The sequence below is a fragment of the Marinobacter salexigens genome (assembly GCF_002806945.1).
GTDB classification, from domain to species: Bacteria; Pseudomonadota; Gammaproteobacteria; order Pseudomonadales; family Oleiphilaceae; genus Marinobacter; species Marinobacter salexigens.
The window spans coordinates 71,108-97,791 of the sequence record NZ_NIHC01000001.1; the positions used below are offsets into that span (position 1 = coordinate 71,108).

General features: G+C 55.7%; 20 protein-coding genes. 10 read left to right on the forward strand and 10 right to left on the reverse strand.

What is annotated here, in order from left to right; translation table 11 throughout:
- Position 1: 1 nt before the first annotated feature.
- The 7 genes from CDH47_RS00375 to pilG all read right to left on the reverse strand — a co-directional run bounded on the left by CDH47_RS00375 (position 2) and on the right by pilG (position 12,985).
- The gene (locus CDH47_RS00375) at positions 2-1,054 is read right to left on the reverse strand and encodes a chemotaxis protein CheB (protein ID WP_100637860.1); all 1,053 of its coding nucleotides are present in this window, start codon (positions 1,052-1,054) and stop codon (positions 2-4) included.
- Positions 1,054-8,526, reverse strand: coding sequence for a hybrid sensor histidine kinase/response regulator (locus CDH47_RS00380; protein ID WP_100637861.1), 7,473 nt, complete (start codon positions 8,524-8,526; stop codon positions 1,054-1,056). The genes CDH47_RS00375 and CDH47_RS00380 overlap by 1 nt, the downstream gene beginning before the upstream one ends.
- An 11-nt stretch (positions 8,527-8,537) precedes the next feature.
- Entirely contained in the window at positions 8,538-9,437 is a 900-nt protein-coding gene (locus CDH47_RS00385; RefSeq protein WP_100637862.1) for a CheR family methyltransferase, read from the reverse strand.
- Positions 9,438-9,464: 27 nt separating this feature from the next.
- Positions 9,465-11,540 carry a methyl-accepting chemotaxis protein gene (locus CDH47_RS00390; RefSeq protein WP_100637863.1) on the reverse strand — a complete coding sequence of 692 codons (2,076 nt, stop codon included), beginning with the start codon at positions 11,538-11,540 and terminating at the stop codon, positions 9,465-9,467.
- A gap of 90 nt (positions 11,541-11,630) precedes the next feature.
- Positions 11,631-12,176, reverse strand: coding sequence for a chemotaxis protein CheW (locus CDH47_RS00395; protein ID WP_100637864.1), 546 nt, complete (start codon positions 12,174-12,176; stop codon positions 11,631-11,633).
- 20 nt (positions 12,177-12,196) lie between these two features.
- Entirely contained in the window at positions 12,197-12,559 is a 363-nt protein-coding gene (pilH, locus tag CDH47_RS00400) for a twitching motility response regulator PilH (RefSeq protein WP_100637865.1), read from the reverse strand.
- 33 nt (positions 12,560-12,592) lie between these two features.
- Positions 12,593-12,985, reverse strand: a complete 393-nt coding sequence (gene pilG / locus CDH47_RS00405) for a twitching motility response regulator PilG (protein ID WP_100637866.1) — start codon at positions 12,983-12,985, stop codon at positions 12,593-12,595.
- 298 nt (positions 12,986-13,283) lie between these two features.
- On the opposite strand from pilG, the gene gshB reads away from it, so the two are divergent.
- The 8 genes from gshB to CDH47_RS00445 all read left to right on the forward strand — a co-directional run bounded on the left by gshB (position 13,284) and on the right by CDH47_RS00445 (position 20,260).
- Positions 13,284-14,237 carry a glutathione synthase gene (gene gshB / locus CDH47_RS00410; protein ID WP_100637867.1) on the forward strand — a complete coding sequence of 318 codons (954 nt, stop codon included), beginning with the start codon at positions 13,284-13,286 and terminating at the stop codon, positions 14,235-14,237.
- Positions 14,238-14,276: 39 nt separating this feature from the next.
- Positions 14,277-15,143, forward strand: a complete 867-nt coding sequence (locus tag CDH47_RS00415) for a TonB family protein (protein ID WP_100637868.1) — start codon at positions 14,277-14,279, stop codon at positions 15,141-15,143.
- On the forward strand, positions 15,140-15,706 hold the full coding sequence (locus CDH47_RS00420; protein WP_100637869.1) for a YqgE/AlgH family protein: 567 nt from the start codon (positions 15,140-15,142) through the stop codon (positions 15,704-15,706). The genes CDH47_RS00415 and CDH47_RS00420 overlap by 4 nt, the downstream gene beginning before the upstream one ends.
- Entirely contained in the window at positions 15,699-16,133 is a 435-nt protein-coding gene (gene ruvX / locus CDH47_RS00425; protein WP_100637870.1) for a Holliday junction resolvase RuvX, read from the forward strand. The genes CDH47_RS00420 and ruvX overlap by 8 nt, the downstream gene beginning before the upstream one ends.
- Positions 16,134-16,145: 12 nt before the next feature.
- Positions 16,146-16,655: a bifunctional pyr operon transcriptional regulator/uracil phosphoribosyltransferase PyrR gene (gene pyrR / locus CDH47_RS00430; protein WP_100637871.1), complete on the forward strand. Its 510-nt coding sequence runs from the start codon at positions 16,146-16,148 to the stop codon at positions 16,653-16,655.
- A gap of 27 nt (positions 16,656-16,682) precedes the next feature.
- Positions 16,683-17,705, forward strand: a complete 1,023-nt coding sequence (locus CDH47_RS00435; protein ID WP_100637872.1) for an aspartate carbamoyltransferase catalytic subunit — start codon at positions 16,683-16,685, stop codon at positions 17,703-17,705.
- Entirely contained in the window at positions 17,702-19,003 is a 1,302-nt protein-coding gene (locus CDH47_RS00440; RefSeq protein ID WP_100637873.1) for a dihydroorotase, read from the forward strand. The genes CDH47_RS00435 and CDH47_RS00440 overlap by 4 nt, the downstream gene beginning before the upstream one ends.
- A 291-nt stretch (positions 19,004-19,294) precedes the next feature.
- Positions 19,295-20,260, forward strand: coding sequence for a putative solute-binding protein (locus tag CDH47_RS00445; protein ID WP_420843655.1), 966 nt, complete (start codon positions 19,295-19,297; stop codon positions 20,258-20,260).
- 67 nt (positions 20,261-20,327) lie between these two features.
- Here CDH47_RS00445 and CDH47_RS00450 read toward each other — a convergent pair whose 3' ends face one another.
- Entirely contained in the window at positions 20,328-20,606 is a 279-nt protein-coding gene (locus tag CDH47_RS00450) for an HU family DNA-binding protein (RefSeq protein ID WP_100637875.1), read from the reverse strand.
- A 254-nt stretch (positions 20,607-20,860) separates the two neighbouring features.
- Here CDH47_RS00450 and CDH47_RS00455 point away from each other — a divergent pair, with 254 nt between their 5' ends.
- Positions 20,861-21,949 carry a hypothetical protein gene (locus CDH47_RS00455; RefSeq protein WP_338037984.1) on the forward strand — a complete coding sequence of 363 codons (1,089 nt, stop codon included), beginning with the start codon at positions 20,861-20,863 and terminating at the stop codon, positions 21,947-21,949.
- Between the two features lie 27 nt (positions 21,950-21,976).
- Positions 21,977-24,040, forward strand: coding sequence for a TRAP transporter large permease subunit (locus CDH47_RS00460; RefSeq protein WP_100637876.1), 2,064 nt, complete (start codon positions 21,977-21,979; stop codon positions 24,038-24,040).
- An 80-nt stretch (positions 24,041-24,120) separates the two neighbouring features.
- Here the strand turns inward: CDH47_RS00460 and CDH47_RS00465 are convergent, their stop codons facing one another.
- Entirely contained in the window at positions 24,121-25,653 is a 1,533-nt protein-coding gene (locus tag CDH47_RS00465) for a phosphoenolpyruvate carboxykinase (protein WP_100637877.1), read from the reverse strand.
- A 175-nt stretch (positions 25,654-25,828) separates the two neighbouring features.
- Entirely contained in the window at positions 25,829-26,683 is an 855-nt protein-coding gene (hslO, locus tag CDH47_RS00470; protein WP_100637878.1) for an Hsp33 family molecular chaperone HslO, read from the reverse strand.
- Between the last annotated feature and the right edge of the window lies 1 nt (position 26,684).

A 26,684-nucleotide genomic window follows, 5' to 3' on the forward strand; every position in this document is an offset into this window, starting at 1 on the left:
CTCAGGCAGAGCCCCGTTTCTGCCGGCTTTTCAGCAGGCAAGATTCTTCGATGGTTTTGACCAATTCCCGGGCTAATTGCTCGGGCGTACCGCAGAAACTGGTGCAGCCCGTGGCGGCGACGGAATCCGGCATTGAGCTGTTGCCACAGCTGCTGCTCTCCTGAACCCAGATCCGGCTACCATAGGCTTTGAGCAAAGGTGCAGCAATTGCCCCATCATTGCCCATGCCGGAAAACAGGATTGCATGGCAGTGGGAGCCGTAGTGGTCTGCAGTATTCAGCAATACCTGGTCAATAGACGGGCTATAGAGTCCCGGCCAGGGTGTATTTTGTTCGGTCAGCACGCCGGTAGTGTCAAACGCCCATTCGTGCTCAATCGGCATCAAAACGACATCGCCGTTCTTTATTCTGTAGTTTTCTTCTGCATGCTGCAGTTTGTAATGGGCATGGCGGCCAAGTACCCGGGTGAGCACCTCGGTAAAATTGCCGTCAATGTGCTGGGCGTACACAAAGCCCACTGGCAGGCCCGGTGGCAGGCTGTCCAGGAATGCCTTCACAGCGGCTGGGCCGCCCAAGGATGCGCACAGCACCCAGATGTCCTTTGCCACGGAACCCGGGGCCGCAGGGGTTAGCCACTGCGGAAGCTCAGACGATGCCGGGCCTTCCGGAAGCTGTACTTCAAGCTCTTCGATACTGGCTTTGGAATCGAGCTTTGAAAGATCCCCCAGCTGCTGTTCCAGCTTGCCCAGTAGCCTGCGCTCCCAGCGAAAATAGTCAGTGCTTCCGGCTCCGGGTGCCTGATCCAATCCAAACAAAACCGGCACTTCAGTGTTGTCCAGAAGATAGTCAAGCAGCGCTGGGTGATCTGCCTCGTCTTCCAGGCTAACCAGCCAGAGCCCGGCTTCCGGGAATTCAGGGTGGCCCTGCAAGCGTTCCGGGTCACCGGAGAAGCAGACCTCAAGGCCAAACTTGGCGGCGGCGGCCTGCAGCCTGTGTCGCTGCAGTACAACGTCCGACACTATCCCAACCTGAGCTCGACCGTTTTGGCCGGCCATCACTGCTTACCGGTTAGCCGTTCGATAGTCTTCAGCAAGTCGGTCTCCTGGAATGGCTTGCCGAGGTACTCGTTCACGCCAATGGCCAGCGCCCGCTCCCGGTGCTTTTCGCCGGTTCGGGAGGTGATCATGCAAATTGGCATATCCCGCAGATTGTCATCGTGGCGCACGAAGCTGGCCACCTCAAAGCCATCCATGCGCGGCATCTCAATATCCAGCAGCATGATGTCCGGCTTGTGATCCTGCAGTTGCGCCACGGCATCCAGGCCATCTTTCGCGGTGATAACCTCCATGCCATTGCGCTCCAGCAGGCGCGAGGTAACCTTGCGCACGGTAACCGAATCGTCCACCACCATAACAACTGTGGCACGCTCTTCGTAGCGGGCAGATTCCCGCACCTTCTCCAGATCGGCCAGGCGCTGGCGCTCAGACAATATGTCGGAACGGATCATGGCGGGCAGGTCGAGAATCACCACCACGTTGCCATCACCAAGAATGGTGGCTCCGGATACACCGCGAACGGTGCCGAACTGCGGGCCGAGAGACTTAACCACGATTTCGCGGCTGCCCATCAGGTTGTCCACCTGCAGGGCCATGGGTTGCTCGGCACCACGCACCAGAATGACCGGCAGCGGCAGGGCCTGACCCTGAAGTTTGGGATGGTGATCACTGTTCAGCAGACTGCCAAGGTATTGCAAGCGGTATTCCTGGCCCGCGTATTCGTACATGGGCGCATCCGGCTTGTAGTACTCCTCAAGCTCGTAGGTACTGACCCGCACGATACCTTCAATGGTGTTGAGCGGGATTGCGTAGAAGTCTTCACCTGTGGCGACCATCAAGGCCCGGTTGACCGAAACGGTAAACGGCAACCTGACAGTAAATACCGTGCCACGGCCCACCTGGGATTCGATATCCAGGCTACCGCCGAGCTGTTTGATTTCACTGGCAACGACGTCCATGCCAACGCCACGGCCAGAAATCTGGGTAACGTTCTGTGCCGTCGAGAATCCGGGCTGTACGATAAACTGCAGTATCTCGCGCTCGGAGAGGACTTCATCCTCCCGCAAGAGTCCTTGGCGAATGGCTTTTTCCCGGATTACAGCGGAAGGGATTCCTGCGCCGTCGTCTACCATGCGAAGTACCACGTCGCCGCCTTCGCGAGCCAGAGACAAGGTGACTTCACCCGTTTCCGCCTTGCCGTTCTTCTTGCGGTCGGTCGGGGTTTCAATGCCGTGGTCAATGGCGTTACGCAGCATGTGCTCAAGCGGCGCAATCATCCGCTCCAGTATGGTGCGATCCATTTCCCCTTCAGCATTGCGCACATCAAAGTCGACCTTTTTGCCCAGCTCACCACTGATCTGGCGAACAATGCGGCGCAGGCGTGGCACCATGGATGAAAACGGAATCATTCGGGTCTTCATCAGACCTTCCTGGAGTTCCGTATTGATGCGCGACTGCTGAACCAGCAGGGTTTCTGTGTCCCGCACTCGGTCAGTCAATGTTTCGCGCAGGTCTGCAAGGTCTGAAGACGATTCTGTCAGAGCCCGGGACAACTGCTGGATCGATGAATAGCGATCCATTTCCAGTGGGTCGAAGTCGTCTCCGTAGTCTGGGCCGTGCTCTTTTTCAGCACTGAACAGGATCTGCGCTTCGGTTTCGATTTCCATCCGGCGCAGCTGTTCCCGCAGACGCTCGATGGTTGCGGCCATTTCATCCAGAGTATGGCTGAAGTCACTGCTTTGCTGCTCTAGCCGGCCACGGGTAATACTGGTTTCACCGGCCAGGTTAACCAAATCGTCCAACAAAGGTGCAGAAACCCGAATGGTTTCCTGTGCGGCACGCTGAGTATCCACCGCGCGCTTGGAAGCCTTTGCCCGGGCAGGCTTGGGCGTGGGCTCTGCAGGTGCTTCTGTCTTTGCGAACGCTTTTTCTTCCGGTGCTGTTTCGATTGCCAGCGCAACTTCTGCTGTACCGGATTCATAGTGTTCGCGTATGTCGGCAACCAGCGTAGCAATGCCGTCGTGATCTTCGGTAATGGCTTGCCACTGAGTGTCATCAGGTGCCTGGCTGCCCAGATCAATCAGGTGTGCTTCAAAGGAGTGAGCCTTGTCACCCAGCTGCGTGAGCTGGGATAAACGGGCGCCGCCTTTGAGCGTGTGTAGTGCCCGTTGTGCCTCCTGGTTGAAATGGGTATTGGAAGGATCTTTGCGCCAGTCAGCAATCAGGTGCTCCAGCTGATCCATGATCTCGCCAGCTTCTTCCAGGAAGATTTCGAGAATTTCCGGATCAATAGCAGCCTGGTCGGCAACTGCAGTTTCTTCCGGTGTAGCATCGAAACTGCCGGAATCCAGGGTCTGGGCACTGCTGAAGGACATCAGAAGGTCCGGGTCTGCAGCTGGCTCTGTACCGAGCGCCAGCTCACTGAGCATGGACCCCAGGTCGTCAAGGCCGCGGGTGCTCAGAGCCAGTAGCAACTTCTGATTGCCGGGGGTTGATGCCAGCGCATCAAGGGCGCCCGCCCAGGCTTCTGCCAGCTCTGCAATGGGGTCAACATCTGACAGTCTTGCTCCACCCTTGAGAGTGTGTAGCTCCTGTTGCAGCTGCGCAACACCGTGCATTGCCTGAGCATCTTCTCGCCACTGATCGAGGCACTCGCTGATGGCGTCGTGGATTTCCTGACCTTCATCGAGGAATATGCTAGTGATATCGCCGTCATCGCTGGTGTCAGCTGACGAGATCTCAGGCGGTGGTGTCGGAATATCAAACTCTGCTGGCTCTGCTTCGGCCTCTGCAGGCGCTGATTCACCGCTGAGGATCGCCTCAACCTGATCCACCAGCTCACTGGCGGGAGGGCAGGGTTTTTCGGTAGCAACCTGCTCAACCATCTGCGCCAGCCGGTCGTGGCAGGCAAACAACAGGTCGTTCATGGTGTCGCTGGCCTCAAGCTGGCCTTCAGCTACTTTTTCGAACAGATCCTCGAGTACGTGTGTCAGGTCGCCAATGGCGTCAACCCCGGCCATGCGTGCGCCGCCTTTCAGGGTATGGACATCCCGCTGCAGCTCTGCTGCTACCGAGCGGTTCGACGGATCCTCACTCCAGGTGTGCAAGGCGCTGCCTGTAGAGTTGATCAGGTCGTAGGCTTCCTCAAGGAAGATGCCGGTAAGCTCCGGGTCCATATGCGAGAGATCGGTTCCCAGCTCACCTGCGACCGGCTCTTCAGCTTCGTCAACCTCCAACACCGGTGGCAGGTCAGCGTTGAACTCGGTGATTTCCGGCTCATGGGGTACAGCGATATCGGCAGCTGATTGCGAGCTGCCCGTGCTGTCCACATAAGCATGGATTTCGCTGATCAGATCCGGTGCCGGGCGCGGCGGCTCCTTGGCTTCGAGATTATCTACCATACCCGCAAGCCGATCATGGCAGCGGAAAAGCAGGTCGGACAGGTCTTCGTGGACAGAAAGGCGGTTCTCAGTCAGCCCTTCAAAGAGGGTTTCAAGCTCATGGGCCAGATCACCCACCGTCGAAATTTCGGCAAGGCGCGCCCCCCCCTTCAGGGTATGAAGATCCCGCTGCAGCAGACGGAGAATGTCCATATTAGCTGGCGCTTCGCTCCAGCTTTGCAGAGCGTCGGCGGAGCTGTCGATGAGTTCCCGGGCTTCTTCGAGGAAGATTTCCGCAAGCTCGTCATCCATTTCGCTGTGAGAGGCTTCAGGATCAGCCTGGCCAGCTGCAGGCAGAAGCTGGTCGGCGGGGGGCGAAGCCTTTGCACCAGGCTCGCCGGTAGCTGAGGCTTCAAGCTCGTCCATGTCGAAGCTGAGATCAATTTCTTCGAGGTCTTCTGTAAACGCCTGGTCGAAGTCGCTTGTCACGTCGGGCTCAAGCAAGAACTGGGAAAGGGCTTCAAGCTCAGCCACGACCTCCTCGCCAGACTCTGTGGCAAGCCCTGCTGCGACCTGATCCATCATGTTGATCAGGTGCTCATGGGCAGTTCGCAGGGATGAGAAGAGCAGCTCGTCTGCTGCCTCTGGCCGGCTTGCTGCGGCAACATAGACTTCGTGTAGTGCTCCGGACAAGGCGGCGACATCGGGCAGCCCGGCGTCCGACGCTGCAAGAGTCAGCTGCGCCAGCTCAATCTTGAGGCGCTGGAGCGAGCCTTGGTCTTGAGGGTCTTCTGCCCATTGAGAAAGAATCAGGTCGGCATCCAGAACAACATCAAGCCCCTCACTCAGGAACAGCTGTACCAGCTGAGACGGTGCTGGCTGTTCGCCGTCACGGCTGGTGTTTTCGATGTAGGAACGCAGCCTGTCGTTGGAAATCTGCTCAAGCTTTTCGAGAAATTCTTCTGTGCTGGGTATTGAAGCCTGAGGCTCCTGGCGTATCTGTGCTAGCCCCTGCGTCAGGAAATCACAAGCGGTTGCAATCAGCGATAGCACATCGCGGTCGGCGCGCAGGTTTTGGGCGCGGGATTCCTTTATGAATCGCTCAAGCGGGGCAATGACTGCAGCGATTGGCGCTATACCCGCTGTATGGGCGCTCCCTTTCAGGGTATGGAGGGCCCGCGACAGATCGTCTGTATAGGATACGCTGATCTTGTCGCCTGCAGACGCCAAAAACTCTTTGAGGGTTTGCAGGTGAGTTTCGGTTTCGCTTTCGAAGATGTCCAGTAACACAGGATCAACATCATCATCCTCACCGTAATCAACCTCCGGCAGTTCGATGGTGATAGCGTCATGTGCAGCGCTGCTGTCCGGTGTCGGTATTACGCTGGCATCGGGGATGTCCCCATTGGCCAGGGCATTGGCACGGGCTTCCAGGTTTGAAGGGTCGATGGAAGGGGGCTGTTGTTTCTCAAAATCACTGACCAGAGCAGGGAGAATACCGGTGGCTTCGTTCAGCAGGCTGGCTATGTCATCGTTCATGAATGTGCTGCCGTCGATTACGCGGTTCAGCATATTCTCTATAGACCATGCCAGCTCACCGACAACGAGGGCGCCGACCATGCGGCCACTACCTTTGAGCGTATGGAATGCACGGCGAACTTCAGAAAGCGCGCTGCGGTCATCATGCTGACGCAGCAGCATGGGCAGATACTCGCGGATGGTTTCCAGGACCTCACCCGCTTCCTCGATAAAGATCTCGAGGATTTCGTCGTCAATCAGGTCGCCCGGCTGTTCATCGACGGTCGCCATTTCTGGCTCAGGAGTGCTTTCAGCTTCAGGTTTCATCCCTTCGTGGCCAGTTTCCGGAACTGGAGCCTGTTCGCTGTCGCTGCGGCGGGTTGTTGCCATGGCTTCGCCGCGCTCAACCAGCTCTGCAACGTCGGCGGGAGGCTGGCCGTCACGGAACGATTGAATCAGTGAAGGAATGAGCGCATTTGCTTCATCGATAAAAGAGAAGAGTTCATCGTTTGGTTTGATGCTCTGATCGATAACCCGGTTCAGCAGGTTTTCGACAGACCAAGCCAGTTCACCGAGGTTGGTGGCGCCAACCAAACGGCCGCTGCCTTTGAGAGTGTGGTATGCGCGGCGGACTTCAGTCAGTGCCGGGCGATCGTCGTGGTTTTGGCGTAGGCGCGGGTAGACTTCGGTAATGGTTCCCAGAACCTCTTCGGCTTCTTCCACAAAAATATCGAGAATCTCGTCATCCAGAAGCTCTTCGTCCGAGGCTTTGGCCGCAGCGCTTCCGATGTTGGGCGCCGCCTCTTCCTGGGCCATCGGTTCAACTATCGGGACTCCGTCTTTTGCGGAATCAGTGCACCATGTTGGCTCTTCACCCACCGGGAACCCCAGGCTGGCAAGGCTTTCTTCAGCGATACGAAGAATGTCTTCGTTATCACTGATGCCTTCCGCCAGTCGCTCCAGGTAGTACTCAATGCTGGTAATGGCGTCGGCAAGGGTATCCAGCTGCTTCCAGTCAGGAACATGCTTGTCGCTGAGCAGAACATCTGCGATGTAGCGTTCAGAGGAGGCCAGCATGTTGGCGACGCGTTCCAGTGGAATCAGGCTGAGACCACCCCGGATACTGTGAAGCAGTCCGGGTACATGTTCGATCTCGCGGATGTCCCACTGGGAGGCAATAAAGTTGATGACAGCCGACTTTACCTGCTCAAGAGTGTTGCGGGACTCTCTCAAAAGGGCACTGCTCGCTTCGCCAAGTTCGCGGGAGCCTTGGTGCGAAGGGAGATTGTCAGCGCTGCTTCCGGAGGGTTCCTGGTGCCGGTCGCTATCCAGGCCTGCCAGACTGGCTTCCACGTAAAGCAGAGCCCCGGCGATGTCCATCAGAGTGCCGTCATCTACGGGCTCTCCTTGGGTGCTGAGTTTTTCAATCAGTTCGGCTTGTTCGGTTATTGCCTTGCGGGGAATGCCCAAACCAATCACTGCAAGGGTGTTCCCCACCTGTGCCAGGCCGGGAAGCAGGTCTCCCAGTTCGGTGTTCTGACGAAACTCTGAGCGTACAAACAGGTCCAGTTGGTCCTTCAGCTTGGCAAGTTCTTCGTTTAGCGCACTGACAACCGAATGTATGGCTTCGCGGCCAGGGCCGGAGACCCGGTTCCGGGCTGCATCCACATCGTCTTCGGAAGGCAGGGCGTCCTCGAGCTGATAGCGGTTGCGAAGATCCTTTACGTTTTCAGACTCCACATCCCGGGCCCGTGCAACGTAATAGAGAAGATGCTTTAACAAGGCATCGGGCGCAGGCTGTGCGAGGATATCGGCGTGTTCGTCGGTAAGGCGGCGGATCTCGGAATCCAGATCCCGAAGCAGGGACTTTACCGCCGCATTGACCGGATTAGCCCTGGCCTGAAGTGTTTCCACAAAGGCGGCGGCGGCTTTCCAAAGCTCGCCTCGAGGGGTTTTCTGGCACAGGCGGGTCAGTCGGTGAATGACTTTTTGCAGATAAACAAACTGGGCATCCAGGTCTTCTTCGCGAATGATGCCGGCAAGGGCAAACTGGTACATCTGGCGAAGTTTACGGATATGCCCAAGTACTTTCGGGTCCTGCAGGCGTTGCGACACAATGTCTGCAACCTGCATGCGCGACGGACCAAGGTCGGGCTTGAACAGTGAGGTGTCTGAGAGAAGGGAGTCACCCCGAGCTGCCCGCAGATCGTTCAACAGGGGTAGCAGTACCATTGGGAAGTCATCCTGGCTATTGTCCAGGTGTTCCAGATACTGAGGAAGCTGCAGGATGGCCTGCATCAGAACATTAACGGCTTCGTCCACGCTGGTAACGCTGTTATCCAGCACCGCCTGGGTAAGCTTTTCCATTTCTTCGGTCAGCAGGGCTGCCCCGTAAAGCTCAACCATCTGCAGGGTGCCATGCACCTGATGGAGATAATTCAGGCAGAAACGCAGGCGCGCCGTGTCTTCACGGTTTTCGACGTATGCTTCCAGCGCATGCTGACCTTGGGTCAGCGTGTCCTGTATCTCGCCCCGAACCCAGTCGAGGGCGATGCTGTCATGGTGATTGCCCATAACCTCTCCGGTTATTCTTCGTCAGTCTGGCGCTTTATCCACGCCAGTACATGTTCCGAGGGTACTTTTTGCAGGCCTGGGGGCTGCCAGTCGGTCAGCTCTCCCTGGCCCAGAACCAGTAGTCCCCCGGGCGCCAGCCGCTCTGCAAGACGCCTGACAATGTCCCGTCTGCGCCAGCGACGGAAATAAATCAGCAAATTCTGGCAGAAAATAATATTCATTCCGTGCATGGGAGCTCTATCCAGATCCAGCACATTCAGTCTGGTAAAGCAGACCCGCTCCCGAATGCTCTCAACAATTTCAACGGTGTTCCGCTCGGCCGGGCGGAAATACCGGGTTTTCATATGTTCTTCCATGCCCTGCAGTTTGCGGGCACTGAACTGGCCCGTCCGGGCCTTCTCGATAACCGGTGTGCTGATGTCTGAACCGGTTACGCCATAGAGCGGCTGCAGCCCCAGTTGAGTCATACACTCATTCAGCACCATGGCTAGGGTGTAAGGCTCCTCACCGGATGAGCAACCGACGCTCCAGGCTTCAATGGGGCGCTTTCGGAACTGCTCCCTTGGCCGGGTGAGAACATAATCAGCGACTAGCCGGAAGGCGTCAGGGTCCCTGAAAAAGCGGGTTTCCTGCACCGTAAGCCGGTCAACCAGTGTTGACCACTCCCGTATGGCGTCCGGCCCCGAGACAATTGTTTCGTAGTAGGCCTGATAGTTGCTGCAGTCTATTTCCCGCATCCGGATAGCCAGGTTGGTTACCAGAAACGAGCGGCGCTCTGCAGGCAGTGTCATGCCGGTACGGTGTTCCAGCAGCGCCTGCCACTGGCTGAACTGCGCCTCGTCCATTTCCGGAAGACGGCGCAGACACCAGGTGCTTTGGGCAGGTGACGGACTGTTGTGAAGTTCAGACATATACCGCCATTAGCCTCGGACTGTGACTCAGCCCACCACCGGAACGTTGCTGTCTTCCTCTTCTTCCTGGCCTGCCATTTCTTCTTCGGGCAGCGTAAAGCCGGCAACGGAGGACCGCAGCTCGGACGCCATTTCCGCCAGGTTCCCGATAGACTTCGCGGTAGCGTTGGTACCGGACGATGTCTGGGAAGTGATTTCCTGGATAACGTTCATCGTGTTGGAAATGTGTGCTGCAGAAGACGACTGCTGACGTGCTGCGTTAGAGATGTTCTGGATCAGCTCCGCAAGGCTCATGGATACGTTTTCGATTTCCTCGAGCGCAATACCTGCGTCCTGTGCCAAACGAGCACCACGTACCACCTCGGCGGTGGTGTGTTCCATGGAGATAACGGCTTCGTTGGTGTCCGACTGGATCGTTTTAACGAGCGCTTCAATCTGCTTGGTTGCCGCAGAGGAACGTTCCGCAAGGCGCTGAACTTCGTCCGCAACCACCGCAAAGCCCCGGCCTGCGTCACCGGCCATAGAGGCCTGGATGGCGGCGTTCAGAGACAGAATGTTGGTCTGGTCGGCAATGTCGTTGATCAGGGATACGATGTCACCGATTTCCTGGGAGGACTCACCAAGACGCTTGATACGCTTGGACGTTTCCTGAATCTGTTCGCGGATGTTGTCCATGCCGCGAATGGTGTTCTGTACCACTTCTGCGCCTTTCTTGGCGATGGCAACCGAGCGTTCCGCAACCGCAGAAGATTCCGCAGCGTTGGATGATACCTGGTCGATGGATACAGCCATTTCGTTAACAGCCGCAGAGGCGCCGGCAATTTCCTGGGCCTGGTGCTCAGAAGCATCCGCCAGGTGCATGGCTGTAGACTGGGTTTCCTGGGCCGCAGAGGCCACTCGTACCGCGGTTCCACGGATTGCCTGTACCAGGCCGCGCATTTGGTCGATGGCGTAGTTGATGGAGTCAGCGATGGCACCGGTGAAGTCCTCGGTTACCGTGGCCTCGGCAGTCAAGTCACCATCGGCAAGGTCGGCCAGTTCGTCCAGCAGTCGCAGGATCGCGTTCTGGTTTTGTTCGTTCTGCTCCTGGGTGGTTGCCAGACGCGTCTGGGCTTCGCGATACAGGGCTAGACCGATAAATACAACCATGGCAACCATGGCCGCCAGAATAATAAAGGCCAGTGTCGGGCTTACCAGTCGCGAACCACTTTGGCCGCGGAAGCTTTCTGCCAGAACAGAGAGCTCGGACAGTAGAATCTCGGAGTTCTGGAAGATGTCGCTGGCCGCAGTGCGCACCTTGAAGAGGTCGGGAGAGGCTTCAAGGATGGCATCGACGTTTTGGGCGACGAACTCGAACAGTTCATCAACCGCCTCAAGGCCATAGATGGCATCTTCGTCGTCAACCCTGGAGGTGCCCATCGCCGGGTTGCCGTAAAGCTGTCCGTCGAGTACCCGGCCAAAGAGACTGGCGTCTCGGCCAAACCGGTCAGCGGCGATCACGGCGTCTTCATCGCCGGAGAGTACGTTGTTTACCGAGCGCACAATACGCTCTGCCAGCAGTGCCTGACGCTGAGCCAAGGCAATCTGTTCCGCCGGCGCATCGCTCTCCAGCAGGATCTGTACGATATCATCGTACTCCACCTGAAGCTGGGGAATGGTTTCGTTCAAGGTGCGTGCGACTTCGTGCAGGCCGAGCACGGCGTCCCGGGTGGACAGAATGCTGTCGGCGTTTTCGCGGACCGAGTTCCAGTGCTGTTGAACTCCACTTTCGCGGGCCAGTTCACTGGGGGGCAGGCCGGTTTCCGGGTTGCCTTCTGTCACGCTCGACCAAAGCTGCTGGAACTCATCGCGGGAGCGGCGCAGCTGGTTGAATGCCTCGGCGGTACCGCCGGCGGCTTCCGTGGCGTTTTTCGCGATTTCCTGTGACAGCACCCTGAGTTCAGCAGTGTTGGCAATGTATTCCTGGTCGTTCTGGCTGTCCCTGTTAATGATAAACAGGACCACAACGAGCAGGACTGTGAGTGCAATCAGCGAGGTAATCAGGCCGGCAACAAGCTTGTTGCCTCCCTGACCCCTACCGATTCTTCCGGCTCTGTTTTTCATTTTCTGGCTCCCGGCCTCTTCTGGAATATGGCAAGTTGTTTTAATGAGGTTTCAGGCAGTCAGGGTGTTTTCCTGCCACTGTCATCACCCTTACCACTGCGCAACGTCAAGAAAGCGTTCGTCTTCGAGCAGGTCGACGGCAGAAAACACTTTCCAGACTTCTTCATTTCGCTCATAGCCGCCTGCGACAAACGGCTGAACGCTTTCAGGCACACCGGCTGGTGCGGCCTTGAAACTATCGGTTGCAAAGTACTGCATGCCCAGCACGGTATCGACCACCAAGCCACTGAATATATCGCCCTGTTCAACTACAAGAACCCGCCGTTCACGCTGGCTGCGCGATGAGCGGGGAATGTCGAAGAAGCCGGCAAGGTCTACCAGGGGAAGGAGTCGACCGCGCACGTTGGCGGCGCCCATCAGAAACGGCCGTACTCCCGGAATGTGCGTAAACCGGGGAACGTGCAGTATTTCAGTGACCTCACCCATTGGAGCCACATAGCGCTCGCCTGCAAGAACAAAACCGATGCCGTTCCAAAGTTCAACGGCTTCCTGTTGTTCGGGCAGGCCGGCGGCCATGGATCGGCTGCGTCGGGCGATATCCGTCAGAACAGCAAAAGGGGCGGCCCGTGCGGACATGCTTACTCCACCGTTGGGGATTAGCCAATCAGACTGTTGATTGTCTTGATCAGGTCGTCTTCATTTACAGGTTTAACCAGGTATCCTTTGGCGCCTTGGCGAGTGCCCCAAACACGGTCGGTCTCCTGGTCCTTGGTGGTGACAATAATCACCGGGATGGAGGCCGTTTCAGGGCCTCGGGTAAGCTGGCGGGTTGCCTGAAAGCCATTGAGGCCTGGCATAACCACATCCATGAGTACCAGATCCGGATTCTCTGCGCGGGCTCTGGCAACACCATCTGCGCCATTGTCGGCAGTCAGCACCTCATGCTTGTGCTTTTCCAGAATAGTGGAGATTTTCTTAACCTCGGTAGGAGAGTCGTCAACAATCAGAATGCGAGCCATTGGTTCCTCGATGGTTCTTTGTGTCAGCTGGACTTACTGCGGTGCCACGGGTACATAGTGGCGAATGGTATTGAGCAGCTCATCTTTGCTGAACGGTTTGGTCAGGTATTGGTCAGAGCCGACGATGCGACCCTTGGCCTTATCGAAAAGCCCGTCTTTGCTTGACAGCATAATAACCGGCGTCTTTTTGAATGAGGAGTTGTTCTTGATGAGCGCACAGGTCTGATAGCCGTCCAGGCGGGGCATCATGATATCCACAAAGATGATGTCCGGTTGTGAATCGGCGATTTTCGCCAGAGCATCAAAACCGTCTGTTGCGGTGATAACCTCACAGCCAACCTTCTTCAGGAGGGTTTCTGCGGTGCGACGGATGGTTTTGCTATCGTCGATCACCATGATCTTCAAGTTCTCGAAGTTGTCATCCATTGTCCAGGTGCCTTGCGCTCAGCGACTGTCATTGTTTTAAACGGCGGTTTTTAGCATAAACCTCAAGGTTCTTCTATAAACCCTGCCCATTTATAGATTATCAGTGGCCTGATAAAAAGTATTACTTTGTGACCAAATGTACTTTTGCCTGCAACATCACGTAATTTGCCCAGGATTTCTCCGGATGCATTCAAGGCTCGGGTACAATACCATCTGAATTCTCAGCATAGCATTTATTGCCCGGTTCACTCTGCAGACCGGTTCTTGTTTTCACCTCCAAGGGAGTACGAAAGGCACCATGACAATTCGACTCGGCATAGTGATGGATCCGATTGAGGATATCCATTTCAAAAAAGACAGTTCACTGGTGATGTTGTTGGCGGCCCAGAATCGCGGCTGGGAAATCGAATACATGGAGTTGCCGGATCTCTATCTGGACGGTGGCAGGGCGATGGCCCACACGCGCAGCCTGACAGTGCACATGGACCCTGAAAACTGGTTCAGCTACGGCCCGGCCAGGGATCGCGCCCTGGGTGATCTTGATGTCATCCTTATGCGCAAGGATCCGCCTGTTGATGATGAGTTCCTGATATCCACCTATATTCTTGAAGCTGCGGAGCAGCAGGGTGCTTTGGTAGTTAATCCGGCAGCAACCCTGCGGGACTGCAACGAGAAGCTGTTCGCTACCCAGTTTGAGGATCTGACGCCACCTTTGCTGGTAAGTCGGTCGGCGAAGCGTTTTCGGGAGTTTTATGCTGAGCATGGCGACATTATCATGAAGCCAGTGAACGGTATGGGCGGTCATTCCATTTTCCGCGTTAAAGAAAACGACTTTAACCTGGGGGTGATTATTGAAACCCTGACCAACTATGGTGCTCGCCAGGCCATGGCCCAGAAATACATCCCGGAAATCAGTGATGGCGACAAGCGTATTCTGATGATTGAGGGTGAGGCGGTGCCTTACTCGCTTGCACGCATTCCTGCGCAAGGCGAAAACCGTGGAAATCTGGCCGCCGGCGGTCAGGGAGAGGGCCGGGAACTGACGGACCGCGACCGTGAGATTTGCGCGCGGGTTGCTCCGGTCATCAAAGAGAAAGGCTTGATGTTTGTAGGCTTGGATGTCATCGGTGATTATCTGACGGAAATCAACGTCACCAGCCCGACCTGTATCCGTGAGTTGGATGATACGTTCGGAACAGACATCGGAGGCAAGCTCATTGAGGCTATTGCCAAGCGCCTTAGCCGGAACTGACGGGAGTGTCATGGTTCAACGACAGGAACAGGTTTAGTCATGGCGGTGCAGGTAAGCGATTTTGACAGGTTTTCCTTCACGCTGTTCATGGCGCTGGTGGTGCATGCGGTTGTGGTGCTGGGTATTACCTTTGCGCCGGAGTCTCCGCGCTCCTCTGCCCAGACTATGGAGATCACCCTGTCGCAGTTCGATGACGAACAAGTACCGGAGAAGGCCGACTTTTTGGCACAAACCAGCCAGCAGGGTAGTGGTACTGAGGATGAGCCTCAGGAAATGACCTCACCGCAGCCTGCGGAAATCAGCCAGCCGGAAGTAACTCAGGTTCAGCCAGAGCCAAGGGCGCAGGTTGAGCCGGTTCGCCGCCGGGAGCGGGCTGTTGTGCAAACTGAAAGTAGATCCGCCAGACAGGTTCAACAGCCGGAGCAGCAGGTCAGGCCAGAAGAAGAGCCCTTGCCGGTGCGTGAAAAGAAAAGCTTGATGGAGCGCAGCCTGGAAATCGCCAGCCTGGAAGCTCGGTTTGATGCTCAGCAACAGGCCTATGCTCGCAAACCCAGAGTGATGCGGGTAACCGCGGCCTCTACTCTGAAATCCACCAACGCCTGGTACGTTCAGAACTGGGTGAGCAAGGTGACGCGGGTGGGCAATATCAATTACCCCACGGAAGCCAGGCGAGCTGGAGTGTATGGCACCCTGCGAATGCTGGTATCCATGCAGAAAGATGGCACAATCAAGGAAGTGGCTATTTTACAGTCGTCGGGAAGCACGCTGCTTGATGATGCAGCGATTCGTATTGTCAGAATGGCCGCACCGTTCGCGCCGTTTCCGGAAGAAATGCGGAAAGACGTGGATGAATTGGAAATTATACGTACATGGTCCTTCCAGCAACGGGGGCTGACATCAGGATGACGGCATCTAAACGTTCACCTCACAGCTTACGCCACCACTTTCTGGTGGCTTCGCCTTACCTTGCGGATCCGCGTTTTCACGGTGCTGTTATATACCTCTGTGAACACTCCGATGACGGAGCCTTGGGTCTAATGATCAACCAGCCTCTCGACATTCATTTGGGAGAGATCCTCGAACAGCTTGATCTTCAGGGAGGGGAACTCGATTTGCCCGTATACAGCGGTGGGCCGGTGGAGCAGGAGCGGGGTTTTGTGCTGCACTCTCCGGGCGCTGGCTGGCAAAATACCGCCAAGGTTGCGGACGACGTTATGCTGACTACCTCCCGGGACATACTGGCGGGCATTGGTCTTAACGAGGGTCCGGAAGAGTTTTTGATGGCCCTGGGGTACTCAGGTTGGGGTGAGGGACAGCTGGAAGAAGAGCTGGGTAGCAATTCCTGGCTAACTTGCCCCGCAACCACCGATATTCTGTTCAGGACACCTTGGACTGACCGCTACAAAGCTGTTCTCGCACAAATAGGGATAGATCTTAACCAGCTCAGTGAAACGGTGGGGCATGCCTGAAGCCGGACAACGCAGTGTCATGGCATTCGATTTCGGTCTTCGCCGTATTGGTGTGGCTACCGGGCAGGAAATGCTCGGCACAGGCCAGCCTCTGGCCATGATTCCTGCAGATAATGGAACTCCTGATTGGAGTCAGCTCGAAAAGCTACTGGTGGAATGGCAGCCGGATCTGGTGTTGGTGGGGCTGCCTCTGAATATGGACGATAGCGAAAATGAGATGTGCGGCCGCGCCCGCAAATTTGGCAAACGCCTGCACGGTCGCTTTCATGTGCCTGTAGAAATGGTGGATGAACGCCTGACTAGCTATGAAGCCAAGGGTCAGGTAATGGCAGCAGGTGGAAGCCGGGATTATGGCCGATACGGCGTGGATGATCGGGCTGCGGTGCTGATACTGGAAACCTGGTGTCGGCTGCAAACAGAACAATAAAGCGAGGATGTAATGAGCGCATTGCTTGATGTAGAGCAGCTGATGGACAAACTGGAGACAGGTCTGAAGGACTTGCTCAAAGAGCGTGGTATTGAGTCGCCACTCGTTATTGGTATCCGCACCGGAGGGGTGTGGGTCGCGGACATTATCGGCAAGCGCCTGGGTGTAGAAGAGCCTTTTGGCCAGCTGGACATCTCTTTTTACCGGGATGACTTCAGCCGGATTGGATTGAATCCTAAAGTTACGCCATCAAGCCTGCCTTTTGATACAGAAGGCCGGGACATCATTCTGGTTGATGACGTTATTATGAGTGGCCGCACCATTCGAGCTGCGATGAACGAACTGTTCGACTATGGTCGCCCAGCCAGTATCATACTCGCCACGTTGATTGATCTGGGCGCCCGTGAGCTGCCAATCCGGCCTGATGTGGCCGGGCAGGCGCTGACGCTGGATGCGGCGCAGCGGGTAAAGCTTCGTGGCCCGGATCCGCTTTGGATCGAAATTCAATCAGCTGACCAGTAAACCCCTGAACCCGATAGCAGGCACCCCATGACGGCAAACGCAGCTTCCCCCAATCACTTACAGCTAACCCGGGATGGCCAATTGCGGCATTTCCTGACTCTGGACGGTCTGGGCAGGGAGTTGTTGACCGATATTCTCGATACCGCAGATTCATTTATCGAAGTGGGTGAGCGAAGCATCAAGAAAGTGCCGCTGCTGCGAGGGCTGACGGTGGTGAACCTGTTCTTTGAAGCCAGCACCCGTACCCGAAGCACCTTTGAACTCGCCGCCAAGCGGCTTTCCGCCGATGTGCTTAATCTCGACATCAACACCTCCGCCACCTCCAAGGGGGAGTCACTTTCAGACACCCTTCTTAATCTTGAGGCCATGGCCAGCGATATGTTTGTTGTGCGCCATGCCCAAAGTGGGGCGCCTCACTTTATAGCTGAAAGCGTTACGCCTGGGGTAGCCATCATCAATGCCGGTGACGGGCGCCATGCCCACCCCACCCAGGCGATGCTCGATATGCTGACCATTCGCCAACACAAGGGTGGGTTTGAGGGCCTGAAAGTCGCCATAGTGGGCGACATCCTGCACTCACGCGTGGCCCGGTCCCAGATTCGCGCTCTGAATGAGTTGGGGGCAGAGCAGGTAAGAGTTATAGCCCCTGGTACCCTGTTGCCAAACGATGTTGAGAGCCTTGGTTGCACAGTGGAATACGACATGGCCAAAGGCATGAAAGATGTTGATGTGGTGATTATGCTGCGGCTTCAGAAAGAGCGTATGGAAGGGGCCCTGTTACCCAGTGAGCGCGAGTTCTACCGGCTTTATGGTTTGAGCCAGGAGAAGTTGGCGCTAGCCCATCCGGAGTGCATTGTGATGCATCCGGGCCCGATCAATCGAGGTGTGGAAATCGAATCTGCCGTGGCAGATGGTCCTCAGTCGGTGATTCTGAATCAGGTGACTAATGGCATTGCCATCCGAATGGCCGTGATGTCCATGGCCATGGGTGGGCAGGTGGCTGAAAGGCAGCAGAAATTGAATGAGATAACCGAGCGAGGCCAGGCATGAACGGTAACGACAATAACTCCGGTGCCAGCCTTAAAATTACCGGTGGCCGACTTCTGAATGGCCACGGTGATGAAGTCTCTAACACCGCGTTGCTAATCAAAAATGGTCGTATCGCCGCCACGGGAGCAAAGGCTGAAAGCGCCGATGCTGACCAGTCTGTTGATGCCACAGGGTGCGTGATTGCTCCGGGGTTTGTAGACCTGTATTGCAATCTACGTGAACCGGGTAACGGCCAGAAGGGCAATATGGTCTCAGAGGCCCGCGCTGCAGCCCGGGGCGGTTTCACCACTGTGTGCGTGTCGCCAGAAACCTCGCCAGTGAACGATTCCAGAGCGGTGACCAACCTGATCAAGGACAGCGCTTATGTCAGCTCTCCGATTCGGGTATTGCCGGTAGGTGCGCTAACCCGCGGCCTTGACGGCGAGCTACTTAGTGATATGTCCGGGCTCACCGCTGCCGGCTGTGTCGCTGTTGGCAACGGCTCCCGGGGGGTAAGCAATGCCCGGGTGCTTCGCCGCTGCCTGGCATACGCCCAGACTTTTGGTCTTACTGTGATGTTGCGACCCGAAAACCAGTCTTTGGCGGCTGATGGTTATGCCCATGATGGCTTGGTGTCGGCTCGACTTGGCCTGCTTGGAATTCCGGAAGTTGCAGAAACCGCTGCCCTGATGGAAATGTTGCTGCTGGCAGAAGAAACCGGCGCCAGGTTGCACCTGAGCCAGATATCCTGTGGGCGCAGCGTGGAAATGATCGCTGAAGCTCGCCGCCGGGGCATCGCGGTAACTTGTGATGTGGCTATGCACCAACTTGTCTATACCGAAGATGCGCTCTCAAGTTTCGACAGCCGTTTTCACTTACGTCCTCCTCTGCGTTCTGAGGCAGATCGCCAGGCGTTAGTAGCTGGTGTGCGCAGTGGTGTTGTTGATGCAATAGTCAGCCAGCACCTGCCTCACGAAAGCGCAGCCAAGCAGGCGCCTTTGCCAGACACTGAGCCCGGCCTTTCGAGTATCGAAAGCGTGCTCTCTCTTGGTCTTGGGCTTGTTCAGGCGGGAGAGTTGAGCCTTGCTGAACTGGTTCGGGCGCTAACGACAGGCCCGGCATCGGTAATCGGGGTGAATGCTACTCTTGAACAGGATGAAGTGGCGGATCTTTGCATATTTGATCCAGATGCCCAGTGGACACCAAGCAGGCAGTCGTTGATATCGGCGGGGCACCATGCGCCAGCGCTTAATCGGTCTATACCCGGAGTGGTGCGGCACACCTATATCGAAGGGCGTGAGGCCTGGGTGTCTGGCTGAGCTGCTTGCAGGCAGCGAAAAATGCGTCAAAGGTCGGCTAATCTTTGTCGACACCATCACATAATGTTAAATGTTGCTTAAAAACTCTTGAGTCGAGGCACCTGTGCCAACGTATTCTTGTGGCTGCCGGCATAATGTCGGCACCTATAACAAGTACGAGGCCAGGCAGTTCACACTATAAGTGCTGCAGCCAGACAATAATGATTCAGGAGTTATCCCGTGACATCAACAACCTTCCCACAAAGGGTGGCCATGGCGGTCACTTTGTGTGCCAGCTTTTTCCTGCCCTCGATGGGTTCTGCCCAAACCAATACTGCAGCCGCCGATGAAGTTATCGAGCGCAGCTTCTGTGTGTTTGATCCGGTTGGTGCCAACGGGCCACTGTTTGCTATCACGAAAACCTTTCAGCCGGTTGCGCTTCAAAATGGCATCAAGCTGAACCTGACTGCTTACACGGATGAAAAGGTTGCTGCTGAGGATTTCAAGGCGGGTCAGTGTGATGCTGTGATGCTTACCGGCACTCGTGCGCGTGAATTCAACAAGTTTACCGGCAGCCTGGAAGCCATGGGTGCTGTTCCCGGTGAAGAAGAAATGCGGTTGCTCTACAACACGCTTAGCCAGCCCAATGCTCGCCCGCTGTTGTTGGATGGGCCTTATGAGGTTGCAGGCGTATTCCCCGCGGGTGCGATTTACCTCCATACCCGTGATCGCGACATTAATTCCGTAGAGAAACTTCAAGGCAAGCGCATTGCCACGCTGGATTTCGACCAGGCGTCTGTTCGCATGGTTCGTCACGTTGGTGCGTCGGTAGTGGGCTCCAACTCCGCGAACTTTGCGGGCAAGTTCAATAATGGCAGTGTTGATCTTGCCTATGCCCCGGCGGTGGCTTACACGCCGCTGGAGCTGTACAAAGGTGTCGAACCCAATGGTGGAGTCGTGAAATACGCACTGGGGTACATGAACTTCCAGATCGTAATCCATCGCGATCGTTTCCCGGATTCAGCCGGGCAGATCGTCCGTGATGAAGCGGTTAAGCGCATGGGCGAGGCCTACGACATCATTGCTCAGGCAGAGTCCGAGATACCGGAAGATGTGTGGATGTATCTGCCTCAGGAAGATACAGCCGAGTACGACAAGATGCTGGAAAAGGTTCGTCTTTCACTGCTTGATGATGGTGTATACGATGAGCGCGCCATCAAGCTCATGAAGGCTATACGTTGTCGTGTGGATGCTACGCGCTCTGAGTGCGCTTCCTGATCGGCGTTTTAGTGGAAAGAGCCCGCTCTTCAGGCAGGGCTCTTTCCCATGCTTCGAGAGCGTATGTTCAGTCCGGGCGGAGCGCGTCCTTGAATGCTTTTCCTGCTTTGAACCCCACAGTCTTGCTGGCTTGAATACGGATTGGTTCCCCGGTTTGAGGATTTCTTCCGTCTCGGGCTTCGCGGGAGCGAATGTTGAACGTGCCAAAGCCCATAAGAGTGGTGTCTTCCCCTCGGGCTGCGGCAGCCAGGATCTGATCTGTAAATGCAGTAATAATTTCGCTGGCCTTTTCTCGTGAAAGGCCTGTGCGTTCTGCGACAGCGGCAGCGAGTTCAGGTTTGCGCATCGGGTATCCCTTTTTTGTTTTTGTTTATCAAAGCCGCAATCCAGCTTGAGTGCGACTGCCTGAATCTATAGCGGCTCACGGAGTTTTGTGCAAATTCAGGAACCACGAAAAACTGTGTACACAAGCGTCATTTGCGGTGCGAGTCTCAAAATGTGCGAGCGCTGTAGGCCATAATGCCCGGCTAACAGTGCGTTAAGAATAACAATGCAAAACGTTAAGAAGGTTCAGACATGATGATGCATACCGGGATTTCATTGACACAGACTTCCAGGCGGAATCCTTCCCGTCTGACAGGGTCCGGGCAGGTGGTTCGACAGGCAATTGCACGTTTTAAAGGCATTGCTGTGGCTTTGAGCCTCGGTACGTTGCTGTCAGGCTGTGGTGTTATCAATAACATGATGTACAAAACCACCGGCGACGTGATGCAGGGCTTCTCCCGCGATCATACGGTTCCCTATCTACTGGAGAGCGGTGATCTGGCAATGGGCTGTGCCATGAGTGAGGCCACAGCTCCGCTTCTTATGTCTTTTGGCAGGGTGACCAGTGAGCCGGACCAGCTGGCCGTCATGCTTTACCTGTCGGCGGGTGGCTGTGCCGAAGACCAGGGCCGAGAACACGAACTGGCTGCGCTGGCGGCTATGTACGATAGAAATGGTAATGCTGCGGAAGATGCCATGATCCGCCAGAAGCGGGCATACGCTTTGGCTTCCAGGCGTTACTTTAAGGGATGGCAGCATCACAACACGTTTTATGGTGAGCCAGGCACTGGTGAATGCCCGGACTTTGACGACGATCTGGATGAGTTTATCTACCTTGCCGGCCTGCTTTCCGGCCTGCAGGCATTGAATGCAGAGATACAGTCAACTTCCTCCATCGGTGTACCCAAAAACGTAGGTGCGGTGGTCGCTCGCGCCTCTGGCTGCCTTGAGAGTGATAAATGGTGGGGAGCGCCTATGGCACTTAAAGCGACAGTGTGGGCCATGATGCCTGGCGCGCAACCCGAGGGCGAAGATGCCTTTGAACGGCTGGCAATTACTGATCAGCTGGGTGAGGAGGCAGGTGTGCGTTTGAGCCATGTATTTCATGCCATTGCTGCCACTAACAAGGGCGATGAGGCTGGGGTGAAGTCGGTGGTTCGCAAGCACGCCGAGTCGCTGAAAGAGCAGGCTTCAAATGAAAAGTGGGCATTTGTGGATGCCATGGCAACCAACATAATCGTTTCGATTTCTGACCGCTTGTGGGTTGAGAATACTGGCCACCGTACACCGCTGGGCCAGCTTGGTACCTTCTGGGATGACCAGCAGAAAGAAGTTGAGACCATGGACCTTGATGGTCTGCTTTAACCTGATAACGTTCCAGAGTGTATAGCTATGACCAAGGCTAGTTTTCGTCGCAGCGGCCTGGAGTGGTTTTCATCGCTGCCTGCCTGTTTGCTTTTGCTGTCTGTCGTTCTTTTTTCTACAAGCAGCGATATCCATAACCAGATGTTGCGGGGCGGTGAGCAACTCTGGAGCGGTTATTACAAGTTGCGCATGGATCCGGTTGAGCCAACTTGTAACGCTGAGCGGGATATAGAAGCTGCAGTGGCGGAAGAGCTGGCCAAGCAACCGGCCGATGATGATCCTATGGCCATGCTGCTGGGGGCCCAGGAGAAAAACCCTGCCGATGTGCGGCTAGCCATTGAGCGTTCCATAGCGGAATGTAAAACCGCTTTCCATAGTTATGAGGAGCTCAAGGACAAACTTACCCCTGGCGTTAAAGCCTACCGGGCCGTAGAGCTGTTTATAGCAGACTTGATCGCTTTCGGGCTTGAGTCACAACGCTACATATTGGTGTTGCTGGTTATGCTGTGTGCAGCAACGGCAACACTCACTCGTCATCATATTGCCATGCGAGCCATGGAAACCCGGCTGGACTACACCGTGTCTCTGACGCTTCAGACAGTCGCTAACGCTATGTTGCTGGGCTCCAGTCTCATTTTTCGCCAGACCAGTCTCAATACGGGAACGGTCGTCTCATCCGAAGATCTGTTGCTTCATGATTTCTGGGTTGCAGGGTTTGTGGGCCTGACACTGGCCAGCCTGTATCGGCTGGTTCGTGTTCCACCGGGCCTGGCGCCAGGTGGCCAGATGAACAAAGCCTTTCTGGCGGTACCGCTGTATACCGTGATGTGCCTCATTTCCGGTACCTACTTTGTTCTGATTGGCCACGCTTCAGGCATCGGTATCTATCTTGGCAAGATGGTAGAGCTTGCAGATATGTTCTTGAATGTAGGGCTGTACGTTTGGGTGGGCATGATGCTCAAGCAAACCCGTCTGGCCACACTGGTGTTCAATATATTCCGGCCTTGGCGAATGCCTCCGGAGATGCTCGCTGTGGTTGCTGTACTTGTAGCTGCGGTACCGACTGCGTATACCGGCGCTTCGGGTATTTTTGTTATTGCTGCCGGTGCGGTTATCTACAGTGAACTGCGGGCGGCCGGTGCACGCCGGCAGTTGGCACTTGCTGCCACTGCCATGTCGGGTTCCCTTGGCGTGGTTTTAAGACCCTGCCTGCTGGTTGTTGTGATCGCCTATCTTAACCGGGAAGTGACTACAGACGACCTGTTTGGCTGGGGTATCTGGGTGTTTGTGCTGACTGCTGCTATGTTCAGCGCAGTCGCACTCACTGTTAACCGACAGAGCAAGTTCAACCTGGCATCAAGCTCCGAAGCCATGCCGGCCACGCTTAAGGCTCTGCGGTCTTTGGTTCCCTATGCGCTTGTAATTGCAGGCGTTGTTTTGTTTTACCGTTATGCCTTGGACGTGCGCATGGATGAGTTTTCGGCGCCGCGTTTGTTGCCGGTCATTATGTTGTCCATCCTGGTATATGAGCACATAAGCTTCAGAAGCAGGAAGGGTAAAGCCTCCGGTGACATTAACCATCAAGGGCTGGAGCGCAGTGTACGTGGTGCCACTAACGATACCACGGCAGAGATAGGTGCTTTGCTGTTGCTGCTAGGCCTGTCAGTAAGTATCGGTGGCGTCATCGAACGCTCACACGTTATGCAGGCTTTCCCTCAAGCATTTGATAGTGCCTGGACTGCCATGATGTTGATGGTGGTGATTCTGGTCATTCTCGGGATGATTATGGATGCCTTCGGTGCTGTCATTCTTGTAACTGCCACCGTAGCAACGATTGCCTATTCGAGCGGTATTCACCCCATTCACTTCTGGATGGTCACTCTGGTGGCGTTTGAACTGGGCTACCTGAGCCCACCGGTTGCTCTGAATCACCTGCTAACGCGACAAGTGGTAGGAGAGGCCGAAGTACTGGCCGCTCAGCAAGAAGGTGGCACCTTCTATCAGCGCCACGAGCGTATAATCATGCCACTGATTGCGATGGGTATCTCGTTGGTTCTAGTGGCCTTCGTGCCATTGATGTTCTATGCCTGAGGCGCCGCAAGAAGCCTCAGTCTTGAAACAAAAAAAGCGCCGTGCTGATCAGCACGGCGCTTTTTTATGGAGCGGCTAACTCAGAGTTTCGGGCCAGCCTCTACAATTGCATCGGAAACATCAAATTTCTTGAAGTTTTCCACGAACTGTTTAATCAGTTCTTCTGCCTTCTTGTCGTATGCGTCTGTGCTGGCCCAGGTGTTGCGCGGGTTCAGCAGGGCAGAATTAACGCCCGGTACCTGCTTTGGCACGCTCAGGTTGAGGGTCGGCAGGTGTTCAGTTTCTACGTCGTCCAGTTCACCGTTCTGAATTCCGCTGATGATGGCTCGAGTCGTCGGTATGCTGAAGCGCGAGCCTTCACCGTAGGAGCCACCTGTCCAGCCAGTGTTAACCAGGAAAACCTTGCTGCCGTACTCATCCATACGCTTCATTAACAGCTCAGCGTACACCCCTGCCGGACGCGGGAAGAAAGGGGCGCCGAAGCAGGTAGAGAAGGTAGATTTCAGTGCAGAAGATGAACCCATTTCTGTAGAACCAACCAGTGCGGTGTAACCACTCAGGAAGTGATAGGCTGCACCTTCACGGCTCAGAATAGACACAGGTGGCAGTACGCCCGTCATGTCGCAGGTCAGGAATACAATGTGTGTCGGCTCGCCGGCGCGGTTTTCGAGTACGCGCTTTTCGATGTGCTCGAGCGGGTAGGCGCAGCGGGAGTTCTCGGTCAGGGAAACGTCGGTGTAGTCTGGCTCGCGGGTTTCCGGATCGATGGTAACGTTTTCAACAATCGCGCCGAAACGGATCGCGTCCCAGATGATGGGTTCGTTCTTCTGGCTCAGGTCGATGCACTTGGCGTAGCAGCCGCCTTCGATGTTGAATACGGTGCCGGGGCCCCAGCCGTGCTCGTCGTCACCAATCAGGAAACGGTCCGGGTCAGCGGAAAGGGTGGTTTTACCAGTTCCGGACAGGCCGAAGAACAAGCAGGTCTCGCCATCTTCACCAACGTTGGCAGAGCAGTGCATCGGCAGCACGTCTTTTTCCGGCAGCAGGAAGTTCTGCACCGAGAACATAGCCTTCTTCATTTCGCCGGCGTAATGCATGCCAGCCAGCAGCACTTTACGGCGGGCAAAGTTGATGATCACACAGCCATCGCTGTTGGTGCCGTCGCGTTCTGGCACGCACTCAAAGTTGGCAGCGTTCAGAATCTGCCATTCCTGCTTGTCGGCCTGATTGTAGCTTTCCGGGCGGATAAACAGGTTGCGGCCAAACAGGTTCTGCCAGGCAGTCTCTGTGGTCATCTTTACTGGCAAATAGTGCTCAGGGTCGGAGCCAACATGCACCAGAGAAACAAAGCTGTCTTTTTCAGCGATGTAGGCTTCTACGCGCTCCCACAGGGCGTCGAATTTATCGGCGTCGAACGGGCGATTGATAGGCCCCCAGTGAATGCTGTCAGAGGTGCTTGGTTCGTCGACGATATATCGATCCATAGGGGATCGGCCGGTGCGATGACCGGTTTCTACAACCAGTGAACCGTTGGAAGCCAGGCGGCCCTCGTTACGCGCCAGAGCCTGCTCTACCAGTTGTGCTGTACTCAGATCATTATAAGTGTTGCTCACTTCGACCTCGCCCTCGGGATGTCTTGGTGACTGCTCAGGCCGCCTGCCCGAAAATTGGCGGAAATCTGAACAGTCGGATCAATTCAGGCGCGCTATTATGCCAGACGCGCCGAGAAAAAACGACTGCGCCAGAAGCCGCAGAATTGCTGGCTTCCGGGGGAATCTGCAATCATGCTCAGTGCAGTGTGTGGCCTGCGAAAAGATGATCAATATCGTTTCTGTCGAAGCGATAGTGAGCGTGGCAGAACTGACAATCCATATTAATGGCTCCCTGTTCCTCGAGAATGCTGTAGCACTCGTCCTTGCCGATGGCTTCAAGGGCCACCAGGGTTCGGTCTCTGGAGCAGCTGCATTTGAATGCGACAGGCTCGGCGTCAAACAGGCGCACAATTTCCTCATTAAACAGACGGTGCAACAGGGTTTCGCTGTCCAGCTCCAGTAGTTCAGCGGCTTCAACAGTGCGCGCAAGGTGGTTTACCCGCTCCCAGAGTTCGTTGTCTTCTTCAGTAGCGCCTGGCAGGCGCTGAAGCATCAAACCGGCGGCACGAGTTTCACTGGAGAATAGGAAAAAGCTGGTGGGAATCTGTTCAGAACGCTCAAAATACTCCTCCAGGCATCCTGCCAGGCTGTCCCGCTCCCGGGGTACAACGCCTTGGTAACGATTGCCCTGCTGAGGCGTAATGGTAATGGCCATGCGCCCGTCACCCAGCAGGTTGTGGAAGCTGTCTTCACTTACCGCATGTTCGTCAAACCGGGCCAGACCACGAATATTGCGGTCATGGCTGCACTCGGCCATCAGGGTTCGTAGCGGGCCTTCGCCCTGAGCCTGTATGGACAAGGTGCCTTCAAATTTAAGGCTACTGCTCATCATAATGCTGGCCACGAGAGCTTCGCCCAGTAGTCCCTTTACAGACTCCGGGTAGGGCGCCTGGCTGGTGATTTCACGGAAGCTATCGTCAAGCTGCACCCAGGCTCCGCGTACCTGGCTGTGCTCAAATATAAAACGCTGAAACTGGTCGCGGGATGCCATT

Coding starts and splice junctions, on each gene's coding strand:
- CDH47_RS00445 (WP_420843655.1), top strand. CDS start 19,295: ATGGGTTCTGCCCAAACCAATACTGCAGCCGCCGATGAAGTTATCGAG.
- CDH47_RS00385 (WP_100637862.1), bottom strand. CDS start 9,437: ATGTCTGAACTTCACAACAGTCCGTCACCTGCCCAAAGCACCTGGTGT.
- CDH47_RS00415 (WP_100637868.1), top strand. CDS start 14,277: ATGGCGGTGCAGGTAAGCGATTTTGACAGGTTTTCCTTCACGCTGTTC.
- CDH47_RS00440 (WP_100637873.1), top strand. CDS start 17,702: ATGAACGGTAACGACAATAACTCCGGTGCCAGCCTTAAAATTACCGGT.
- ruvX (WP_100637870.1), top strand. CDS start 15,699: ATGCCTGAAGCCGGACAACGCAGTGTCATGGCATTCGATTTCGGTCTT.
- pilG (WP_100637866.1), bottom strand. CDS start 12,985: ATGGATGACAACTTCGAGAACTTGAAGATCATGGTGATCGACGATAGC.
- CDH47_RS00395 (WP_100637864.1), bottom strand. CDS start 12,176: ATGTCCGCACGGGCCGCCCCTTTTGCTGTTCTGACGGATATCGCCCGA.
- CDH47_RS00380 (WP_100637861.1), bottom strand. CDS start 8,526: ATGGGCAATCACCATGACAGCATCGCCCTCGACTGGGTTCGGGGCGAG.
- CDH47_RS00420 (WP_100637869.1), top strand. CDS start 15,140: ATGACGGCATCTAAACGTTCACCTCACAGCTTACGCCACCACTTTCTG.
- CDH47_RS00460 (WP_100637876.1), top strand. CDS start 21,977: ATGACCAAGGCTAGTTTTCGTCGCAGCGGCCTGGAGTGGTTTTCATCG.
- CDH47_RS00375 (WP_100637860.1), bottom strand. CDS start 1,054: ATGGCCGGCCAAAACGGTCGAGCTCAGGTTGGGATAGTGTCGGACGTT.
- gshB (WP_100637867.1), top strand. CDS start 13,284: ATGACAATTCGACTCGGCATAGTGATGGATCCGATTGAGGATATCCAT.
- CDH47_RS00435 (WP_100637872.1), top strand. CDS start 16,683: ATGACGGCAAACGCAGCTTCCCCCAATCACTTACAGCTAACCCGGGAT.
- CDH47_RS00390 (WP_100637863.1), bottom strand. CDS start 11,540: ATGAAAAACAGAGCCGGAAGAATCGGTAGGGGTCAGGGAGGCAACAAG.
- CDH47_RS00450 (WP_100637875.1), bottom strand. CDS start 20,606: ATGCGCAAACCTGAACTCGCTGCCGCTGTCGCAGAACGCACAGGCCTT.
- pyrR (WP_100637871.1), top strand. CDS start 16,146: ATGAGCGCATTGCTTGATGTAGAGCAGCTGATGGACAAACTGGAGACA.
- pilH (WP_100637865.1), bottom strand. CDS start 12,559: ATGGCTCGCATTCTGATTGTTGACGACTCTCCTACCGAGGTTAAGAAA.
- hslO (WP_100637878.1), bottom strand. CDS start 26,683: ATGGCATCCCGCGACCAGTTTCAGCGTTTTATATTTGAGCACAGCCAG.